Source organism: Paenibacillus sp. MDV22-iso6, assembly GCF_058408365.1.
The window spans coordinates 115,166-123,784 of record NZ_JBZVDZ010000015.1 but is presented as its reverse complement, the minus strand read 5'-3'; the positions used below and the strand labels follow the sequence as shown (position 1 = coordinate 123,784).

The window sequence follows — 8,619 nt, the reverse complement described above, 5'->3', positions numbered from 1 at the left end:
AGGTTTCATTCACTTGAAGGTGTTTTAATTTGTCTCTCGTTATGGGGTCAGTTCCCTTTCCTCGGAGCGGGTTTTCATTTACACAGGCGGCGTATATCGTATATCATGTATGTTTACGTTCGTCCAAGCCGCTATTTGTTCAGCCTGTTTGAACAGAAGGCGTCTCATAACGGGAAGGGTCGAGCGTTTTGACCATAAATACAATCTCTTCCTGCCGTTCAGGTGTCTGTACCGTTTTGTGATGAAAAGGTTCATATCCCCTCCGTTCATACATGGGAGCAAGCCAGGGATGGCGGGTCGCCGTTGCCAGAAATACGGCAGGAGCATCAAGCTTCTGTAGAATGATATGTTGCTCAACCCAATCCAATAGTTTAGAGCCATAGCCCTGGCTTTTATGGGCCGGACTTACCGCGAACCAGCGGATGAAAGGATAGGGGCTGATGGCTTGCCGCTGTACATCTTCGGCTCGATCAAGGGTAACCGTGGCAATGATTTCTCCGGCTTTTTCAAGAATATAGCATTCATGCTGTACAATATTATTCTGTATAACTTCCAGTGTAGCGTGTCCGGCTGGAAAAGGAATGTTCAGGGCCCGAATCGTTTCATAGGCATCAACGGTAACAGCCTGCAATTGTTCGGCATCTTCAAGTGTTGCCAATCGGTATTGTTCGGTTATGGTCGATCAATCCCTTCTACGAAAATTAACTATTCCAACCTGTTAAGTTGGTTTAATATTTTGGTGTTATTTTATCATGAAATTCATGGTTGGAATATAATTCTCGAATCAGATCTGTCTATAAGCCCATCGAAAGCTTCTATATGTAAAAATGACAAAACTTTTTCCAATTTTACTCGTTTCAGGACTCGCCTAAACCATGCTCTATCCTGTAAAATAGAACTAACTGATTCCAGCCAAGAACTGAAATAAGGAGAGACGACTAATGAATACGAAACCTGATTGCGGTATATCGTTGCAAATCGACGACTATCTGGATCTTTTGCATTTTGCCATCCAAATCGAGGATCAGGAATGGCAGCAGTCCCTTATCCACCAGCTCAAAATATTTCAGCCGGAAGCGGAGCAGCGCACACCTGAAGAAGAATTATGGATGAGATTTGATTATATCAACAGTAAACTAACAGGTCTCTGCCACCAGATTCACGCGGCCCATTCAACGGATGAACGTAAGAAGTTTGAAGAACGAATCGGACTCTTGCAACTGCAGCGTATAGAAGTAGCTCGTAAGATTAAATGGGCTAGTCGCAGATAGATGCGTATTTGAATTTAATATGATCTGCCATTGAAGAAGCGATCCCCAGCCTGGTTGGAGGATCGCTTCTTTTGGTTTACTTTTGGATTAGGGAACGGGTGAAGCATAGAGAAGTTCTATAACGTTATCAGGATGTCCTATTAACATATATATTGCCTAGGTATGACATACGATGCTATTCTTTGTTCAACCTAATTCCGACTATACAAGTGTGAATGGTTAGTTAAATCAAAGATGAGGAATGGGAGTACACATCATATTGGCTGAAATAACAGCCTGTGGAGGAGATCGGGAATGGTTAATCAATGGGGGATTCAGAAATTCCGGACAGCATTGCTGTTCATTACTATGTTGGTGGTACTGGCGGGTTGCAGTTCAGGCAATGCATCGAATGAATCGGATTCCGCATCTGCGTCCGGTCAAGATAAAGTGAAGAAGATCATTGTGGGTACAGGTACTCAATTCCCGAATGTTTGCTTTATTGATGAGAATGGCAAGCTGACGGGGTACGATGTAGAACTGATCCGCGAGATTGATAAACGATTGCCTGAATATGAATTCGAGTTCAGTACAATGGAATTTAAAAACCTGCTGCTTAGTCTTGAAACGAAGAAAATAGACCTGATCGCTCACCAGATGGAAGTAAATGAAGAGAGACAGGCCAAGTTCCTTTTTAATGACGAGGCATATAACATTTTCCCTAATAAAATCGTTGTAAGTGAGAAAAACCAGGATGTAAAATCCATCGAGGATCTGAAAGGTAAAAAACTGATTGTTGGCGCTACGAGTAATGCGGCTGTACTGGCTGAGAAATGGAATGCAGCGAATGGAAATGCCATCGACATTGTGTATTCCGGAGCAGGAGAAGATACGAATACCCAGATCAAAACAGGCCGGGTGGATGCAACCATCAGCACGCAGTTTGCCATCGATTATCAAAATAAAGTGGTGGATGCACAGTTAAAGACTGTGGGAGAGGCTCTGTCCAACTCCAAAGTGTATTTCATTCTGAACAAGGATGAGGAAGAGCTCAAAACAAAAATTGATGAAGCGCTCAAATCAATCAAGGAAGATGGAACATTGAGCAAATTGAGCACAGAGTGGCTGGGAGCCGACTACACGGTTGAGGAATAGTTCGTTGAGAAAGGTGAGCGACGGTTATGGGTAAATCATTCGATCTGTCATTGGTTCTGGATTTCGTCCCTGAACTGCTGCGATATTTGCATATTACACTGATTGTACTGGGCGGTTCCATTGTGTTCGGTTTGGTGGGCGGTGTACTTCTGGCGGTTCCGAGGTTATACCGGATTCCGGTGCTGAGCCAGCTCGCGACCCTGTACGTCTCTTTCATGCGGGGCACACCGATTCTCATCAAGTTGTTTCTGGTCTATTACGGATTACCTGAATTGCTCAAGCCTATAGGCGTCGATCTGTCCAGGACCGATCCGCTGGTATTTGTCATCGTGACTTATGCGTTAAGTGATGCAGCGTCCTTTGCGGAAATCTTTCGCGGAGCTGTACGCAGTGTGGACAAGGGGCAGACGGAAGCGGCTTATGCTGCGGGCTTGACCACGTTTCAGTCGTTTCGGCGCATTGTGGTTCCGCAGGCGCTCATCGTTGCTTTTCCAAATATGGCGAATACGTTGATTGGTTCGTTAAAGGATACGTCACTTGCTTTCTCGATTGGGGTCATGGACATGGTGGGCAGGGGGCAAACGCTGATCTCGGCTACATCGCATGCACTTGAAGTGTATATCAGTCTGTCGATTGTTTACTATGTTATCGTGCTTGTACTTGAAAAAGGGTTTGCTATCGCAGAGCGCAGACTCCAGCGTCACGAACGTAAGAAAGAAGTCCCTGGGCCAGTGGTTAGAGCTGAACGCCTGAAACGAATAGCGGGGTGAGCGAATGTCTATTGATTTCAACTTTATCTATACATCTTTTTTCCAGATTCTAAAGGCATTGCCACTAACACTCGTCATTACGATTGTACCGTTGATCGCAGGCTTTGGCATTGGTCTGGTTACTGCTTTAATTCGAATCTATAAGGTTCCCTGGGTCTACCGGATCGCTGATTTCTATGTTTCGTTTTTTCGGGGGACACCGATGCTGATGCACTTGTTTCTAATCTATTACGGGATTCCGTTGATCATCGACAAACTGGCTGCCCGGTACGGCTGGGCCTTTCAGTCTTCCTCCATCCCGATTCTGGTGTTCGTGCTCATCGCCTTCTCGTTGACTGCCGGATCTTATATGTCCGAGATTATCCGTTCCGGTATTCTTGCAGTGGACACTGGGCAGATGGAAGCTGCACATGCCGTGGGCATGAGTACCTCCCAGGCAATGAGACGCATTATTTTACCGCAGGCGGTGGGTGCGGTTCTGCCGAATCTGTGCAGTATGTTTGTTGGTTTCCTGCATGGATCAACACTCGCGTTTACCGTATCACAGATGGATATTCTCGGGAAAGCGGATGTGGTGGCTTCGGTCAGTCTGAAATTTCTGGAGGCTTTCATTGCTGCCGCATTGATCTATTGGGGTCTGACGGTGATTGTCGAACGGATTACAGCTTTGCTGGAACGCAGAGTTGCCGTGTACAGCAAAGGAGGGGTGTCATGATATCACTGACGAATATACACAAATCTTTTGGTCAGCAGGAAGTGTTGAAAGGTATTGATCTGACTGTGGAGCAGGGGGATGTTGTTGCCATTCTTGGACCGAGCGGGTCCGGCAAAACGACATTGCTGCGCTGTGTGAATTTTCTTGAACGTGCCGATGAGGGCAAGGTACAGATCAGCGGATTAACCGTAGACTGCAAGCATGCCCGCAAACATGACATTGTGCAGTTGCGGCGAAAAACGGCGATGGTGTTCCAGCACTATAACCTGTTCAAACATAAAACGGTACTGGATAACGTAACGGAAGGATTAATCATCGCTCAGAAAATGTCCAAAGCCGATGCTCGTGAACGAGCCTTGCGTGTACTTGAACAAGTGGGCCTGTCCGCCAAAATTAATGAGTATCCCAGCATGCTGTCAGGTGGACAACAGCAGCGGGTAGGCATTGCTCGGGCGCTGGCACTGAATCCAGAGGTAATTCTGTTCGATGAACCAACCTCGGCGCTTGATCCTGAACTTGTAGGTGAGGTGCTGTCGGTCATTCGATCGATTGCCCAGGAGGGCATCACCATGATTGTTGTCACCCATGAAATGGGTTTTGCCCGCGAGGTGGCAAATCGAGTTGTATTCATGGATGGGGGTTCCGTAGTGGAAGAAGGAACACCGGAGGAAGTATTTGCGCGGCCCAAACAGGAACGTACCCGCCAATTCCTCAGCCGTTACTCATCCGATTGGAGTTACGTCATCTGACGATATAGGCGCAAGCTGGAGTAACTGACGATCCCGGCCCGGCATATGCTGTAGCAGGCAAATGCTGATAGGCCGGGTTTTTCTATGGGTGAAGCAGGCCGTGACGGTAAGGAGGAGGACCATGCAGAGCAAAATCGATGAAATACTCACACATATTGCACATTCTCACCAGCAGGTTGCACGTGTACTGGATGCCAAACGTCAAGTCGCTGTGCGCATGTCTGAAATCATTAATCATTTGCCGGATATCGAACCGGAGCTGGATGGCGTTGACGGTCTGCTGGATAGCTCGGGACAAATCAACAAAAGCATCATCTCCTATTTGGGAGGCCTGGCAGACTTGGAAGAAGCCGTAGCCGAAACGCTGACTCAGGTGATGCGGGAGATGGCGGGTCAAGAGGAAGAATAAGCCCGGAAGGCGGGTGAATGGACATGAGCAGAGAACAAAGTCTCATACTGATGCTGGATGCAGCAGCCAAGATGCAGTGGAATATTGCCCTGATTTTGGAGGCCAAGGCGATTGAAGCCGAGAAGGTAAGGAACTGGGCGTTAAATCATTTGAATGGTGAGTCTTTTCTGACGCATAGCGATCAGGTGGCAGAGCCACTCAAAATGCATGATCAACTGGTGGAAATACTAGAAGGATTGACCCGAATGGAAACCGGATTATGCAACAACCTGAAGGCCATCATGGTGCAGAACGATGGTGAAGAAGGCGGCATGGACGGTGGCATGTTTGGCGGCATGGATATGGGGGATCTCGGAAAATGAGTCTGTTGCGGCGTGAGCAGGAAGCGAAACTGTCCCTCATTGAGTCCATTGCACACAGTCAGCAGGCGCTCGCCCGCATTCTGGACAGTGTGGCCAGCGTGTCTGCCCACTCGGAAGTATCCGCCCGCAGTCTGGCCGAGAACATTCGTTTGCTAAGCCGTTATCAAGAGGAGATGTCCCGGATGGTTACGGGGATAAGGCTGGCCCGAATCCAGCATGGGGAGCCTGGTGTGCCATGGCTCAAAGACCCTGGATATGCGATACGCATGGTCCGGAACATACAGGAGGAATGTTGACATGTTAAAGAAGAAAAAAATACGTCTGAGAACCAAAAGAGCTTTGCTTGCTCGCGGGGCCCGTCTGCGTAAAATCCGTAAACTGCGTGCGGTCAAAGGCAAACGTGTGCTTCACAAACGTACCCTCAAAGGACGCAGTGCGTGGCTCAAAAAAAAGAAACGTGCGGTACGACGGCACCGGAGTGTGAAGCCCGCACAACCTGTCGTCCCGGCTACCCCTACCGATCCGAACCCGGACAGCGCGTACAGCCAGGGGTACAACGAGGCGTACAACGAGGGATTCAACGCGGGTTTCGCCAAGGGATTCGAGGACGGACATCAGTTGGCTTACAAAGCGCAATAACAGAGTAGGTGTACATTTTCGGATGACTATAGATGCATGTCCAGTGTATGACGATTGCCCGGGGGGACGGATCCCTCCGGGTTATTTGTATCGCTGCAAAAGCGGACATGCCCGTGCAGGCGGTTGTGGAGGGCAGACGCCAATTTTGCGCCTTGCAGGACACCCGTCCATGATGCATCTGACCCCGGGGCATATCCTTTAGAGGGAACACCAATCTCGGGGAGAATCTGAAAGTGGGATCTCCTGAAGGAAGACAGGGTGAAGGATGTGGCAAAACGACGACACCGGCCGCCTACAGAAGCGGAGATAGCTTACCGTGGCGGATATGCAGAAGGCCGCAGATTTGGCGGCTGTCAGGCCATGATGGAGCGAGTGCAGATGTTTGAGCCGACCGTGCGGAATATGAAAGTGCTGTACATTCCGCAAGGATTCGATGCCATCGATGAAGGCGTCATTGGAGCCTTGCAGCAATCTGTTCGTGAATGTGTTGTCGGATCGCCGGCAAACATGCTGCAGGAAGCCAGCCAGCACATGCCCGATCTGGTGCTGGTCATGAATGGACTACACGTATTTCCTCCCGATCATCTGGAACAGGTGAATGGCATAAGGGGACTTGGAATACGAACAGCAGTATGGTTTGTGGATGACCCGTATTTTACCGAAGATACGACAACCATCTGTCAGCATTACGATGTCGTGTTCACGCATGAGGAAGCGGCCGTGCCGTTCTATACTGCACATGGAGCAGGTCGGGTGATCTATATGCCGCTGGCAGTGAACCCGGGAATGTTTCAACCAAGGCGTACGGCGCCGCAGCATCAGTATGACATTTGTTTTATCGGCACCGGATTCTGGAACCGAATTGCACTGTTCGATGAGCTGGCTCCTTTTCTGGCGGGCAAAAAGGTATTCATTGCCGGCAGCCAGTGGAACCGGCTGAAACGCTCCGACATCCTGGGCCGATTCATCCATGAAGGCTGGATTGATCCTGGAGCGACAGTGGATTATTACAATGGCGCCAAAATCGTGATTAACGTACACCGGACTTGCGAGAATGGGGAAGACAATCGCAATACGCATCATCTCCAAGGCCATTCCATTAATCCGCGGACGTATGAGATCAGCGCCTGTGGCACGATGCAGATAACGGATGCACGCAATGATCTGCCACGTTACTACCGGCCTGGATATGACATCGAGACCTTTACAACCGCGGCTGAACTTCAGCGCAAAATCAAATATTATCTGCACCATGAAGAGGAACGGCGAGCCCTGGCTTGGCGAGGGCTGCTTACCACACTGAACCAGCATACGTTCACTCGTCGTATTGCTCAGCTGCTGGAGCACGTGTAAATTCTCTTTCTGCAGGGCAACAGCGTTAGAAAACCCTATCCCAAAAATAAAAGGAGTGGCGGTATGTCTCTCAAACACCGTAAAACGAGAAAGTCTCATGCACCAGTGCTCAGTCTGGCTGACCAAGCACGCAAAAACGGGCAACATGCCGGATATGATGCGGGCAAGGAAGAAGGATATTTACGTGGCCGTGCCAACTATATCGTCAATTGTGCACAGGAGCCATTGCCTTTCCGGCAGCTTCACGTGCTGTATGTATCTTCGGGTAAAGGATTCCCATATTCCCCACTGGACGAAGCCATCATGGCAACATTGCAGGGCATGGTTGCCCAGGTAACTCTTTCCGATCCACGTCAGCCTGTATCCGAAATTGCGTTGCAAACCCGTCCTGACCTGGTGCTTGTGCTGGATGGTATGGATATTCCGCTGGAACATCTCGATGCGATTCGCCAAGCAGGTATTCAGACGGCAATTTGGCTCACGGATGATCCGTACTATACGGATATGACGCTTGAGACAGTACAGCATTTCGACCATGTGTTCACATTGGAACTGAACTGTGTCGAGTTGTATCGACAAAACGGCTGCCCTTCTGTTCACTACCTGCCCTTTGCTGCATTCACTAATCATTACTTCCCAATCACCACACCATCTGCATTACACCGTGATGTCAGCTTTATCGGCTCGGCCTACTGGAACCGGGTATATTTCTTCAATCCGATCATGGCACAGCTGATGTCACACAATACCGTATTTAATGGCATCTGGTGGGATCGCCTGCCAGACTATGCTGCTTACGGTGAGAAGATCGAACTGGGTCGCTGGATGAGTCCGCAGGAAACGAATGATGTCTATAACGGCACTAAAATTGTCATCAACCTTCACCGCTCCCATGAAGACGATTCCGTTAACAACAATCATGTTAAAATTTCACCAGCCTCCCCGAATCCGAGAACATTTGAAATTGCGGCGTCTACGACCCTTCAATTGACCGATGCGCGGGATGACCTGGCACGTTTCTATAAACCGGGTGTGGAGATCGAGACCTACTCTTCCCCTCAGGAGTTGCTCGATAAGGTTGAATACTACCTCACTCATGAGAAAGAGCGCCGTGAAATTGCACTTCGAGGGCTGGAACGGACATTGAAGGATCACACGTATGGCAAAAGAATCAACGAAATATTGAGCATTATATTCCCTTAATCTTGTCCGGAAGG

The 8,619-nt window shown here is 48.9% G+C and carries 13 protein-coding genes; 12 read left to right on the top strand and 1 reads right to left on the bottom strand.

Annotated elements, in window-relative coordinates:
* Positions 1-139: 139 nt before the first annotated feature.
* A complete protein-coding gene (locus AC4PM4_RS29345) occupies positions 140-658 on the bottom strand; it encodes a GNAT family N-acetyltransferase (protein ID WP_491615208.1) in 519 nt (172 codons plus the stop codon).
* Positions 659-941: 283 nt separating this feature from the next.
* Here AC4PM4_RS29345 and AC4PM4_RS29340 point away from each other — a divergent pair, with 283 nt between their 5' ends.
* The 12 genes from AC4PM4_RS29340 (at position 942) to AC4PM4_RS29285 (ending at position 8,605) form a co-directional block, all read left to right on the top strand.
* Complete coding sequence (locus AC4PM4_RS29340) at positions 942-1,271, top strand: hypothetical protein (protein ID WP_063566659.1); 330 nt, start codon at positions 942-944, stop codon at positions 1,269-1,271.
* Between the two features lie 294 nt (positions 1,272-1,565).
* Positions 1,566-2,405, top strand: coding sequence for a transporter substrate-binding domain-containing protein (locus AC4PM4_RS29335; RefSeq protein ID WP_063566660.1), 840 nt, complete (start codon positions 1,566-1,568; stop codon positions 2,403-2,405).
* A gap of 26 nt (positions 2,406-2,431) precedes the next feature.
* Positions 2,432-3,175 (top strand): amino acid ABC transporter permease, encoded by a 744-nt coding sequence (locus AC4PM4_RS29330; protein WP_063566661.1) that lies wholly within the window; start codon positions 2,432-2,434, stop codon positions 3,173-3,175.
* Positions 3,176-3,179: 4 nt separating this feature from the next.
* Positions 3,180-3,890: an amino acid ABC transporter permease gene (locus AC4PM4_RS29325; RefSeq protein ID WP_063566662.1), complete on the top strand. Its 711-nt coding sequence runs from the start codon at positions 3,180-3,182 to the stop codon at positions 3,888-3,890.
* Complete coding sequence (locus tag AC4PM4_RS29320; RefSeq protein ID WP_072735443.1) at positions 3,887-4,639, top strand: amino acid ABC transporter ATP-binding protein; 753 nt, start codon at positions 3,887-3,889, stop codon at positions 4,637-4,639. The genes AC4PM4_RS29325 and AC4PM4_RS29320 overlap by 4 nt, the downstream gene beginning before the upstream one ends.
* 121 nt (positions 4,640-4,760) lie before the next feature.
* Complete coding sequence (locus AC4PM4_RS29315; protein ID WP_063566664.1) at positions 4,761-5,048, top strand: hypothetical protein; 288 nt, start codon at positions 4,761-4,763, stop codon at positions 5,046-5,048.
* A 23-nt stretch (positions 5,049-5,071) separates the two neighbouring features.
* On the top strand, positions 5,072-5,410 hold the full coding sequence (locus AC4PM4_RS29310) for an alpha-helical endospore appendage domain-containing protein (protein ID WP_063566731.1): 339 nt from the start codon (positions 5,072-5,074) through the stop codon (positions 5,408-5,410).
* Entirely contained in the window at positions 5,407-5,706 is a 300-nt protein-coding gene (locus AC4PM4_RS29305; RefSeq protein WP_063566665.1) for a hypothetical protein, read from the top strand. Before AC4PM4_RS29310 ends, AC4PM4_RS29305 begins: the two co-directional genes overlap by 4 nt.
* A gap of 1 nt (position 5,707) precedes the next feature.
* A complete protein-coding gene (locus AC4PM4_RS29300) occupies positions 5,708-6,049 on the top strand; it encodes a hypothetical protein (RefSeq protein ID WP_063566666.1) in 342 nt (113 codons plus the stop codon).
* 22 nt (positions 6,050-6,071) lie between these two features.
* Positions 6,072-6,251 carry a hypothetical protein gene (locus AC4PM4_RS29295; RefSeq protein WP_139295735.1) on the top strand — a complete coding sequence of 60 codons (180 nt, stop codon included), beginning with the start codon at positions 6,072-6,074 and terminating at the stop codon, positions 6,249-6,251.
* Between the two features lie 56 nt (positions 6,252-6,307).
* Positions 6,308-7,402, top strand: a complete 1,095-nt coding sequence (locus AC4PM4_RS29290) for a CgeB family protein (protein WP_491615205.1) — start codon at positions 6,308-6,310, stop codon at positions 7,400-7,402.
* 63 nt (positions 7,403-7,465) lie between these two features.
* Positions 7,466-8,605 carry a CgeB family protein gene (locus AC4PM4_RS29285; RefSeq protein ID WP_240321512.1) on the top strand — a complete coding sequence of 380 codons (1,140 nt, stop codon included), beginning with the start codon at positions 7,466-7,468 and terminating at the stop codon, positions 8,603-8,605.
* Positions 8,606-8,619: the final 14 nt, after the last annotated feature.

Coding starts and splice junctions, on each gene's coding strand:
- AC4PM4_RS29340 (WP_063566659.1), top strand. CDS start 942: ATGAATACGAAACCTGATTGCGGTATATCGTTGCAAATCGACGACTAT.
- AC4PM4_RS29335 (WP_063566660.1), top strand. CDS start 1,566: ATGGTTAATCAATGGGGGATTCAGAAATTCCGGACAGCATTGCTGTTC.
- AC4PM4_RS29330 (WP_063566661.1), top strand. CDS start 2,432: ATGGGTAAATCATTCGATCTGTCATTGGTTCTGGATTTCGTCCCTGAA.
- AC4PM4_RS29325 (WP_063566662.1), top strand. CDS start 3,180: ATGTCTATTGATTTCAACTTTATCTATACATCTTTTTTCCAGATTCTA.
- AC4PM4_RS29320 (WP_072735443.1), top strand. CDS start 3,887: ATGATATCACTGACGAATATACACAAATCTTTTGGTCAGCAGGAAGTG.
- AC4PM4_RS29315 (WP_063566664.1), top strand. CDS start 4,761: ATGCAGAGCAAAATCGATGAAATACTCACACATATTGCACATTCTCAC.
- AC4PM4_RS29310 (WP_063566731.1), top strand. CDS start 5,072: ATGAGCAGAGAACAAAGTCTCATACTGATGCTGGATGCAGCAGCCAAG.
- AC4PM4_RS29305 (WP_063566665.1), top strand. CDS start 5,407: ATGAGTCTGTTGCGGCGTGAGCAGGAAGCGAAACTGTCCCTCATTGAG.
- AC4PM4_RS29300 (WP_063566666.1), top strand. CDS start 5,708: ATGTTAAAGAAGAAAAAAATACGTCTGAGAACCAAAAGAGCTTTGCTT.
- AC4PM4_RS29295 (WP_139295735.1), top strand. CDS start 6,072: ATGACTATAGATGCATGTCCAGTGTATGACGATTGCCCGGGGGGACGG.
- AC4PM4_RS29285 (WP_240321512.1), top strand. CDS start 7,466: ATGTCTCTCAAACACCGTAAAACGAGAAAGTCTCATGCACCAGTGCTC.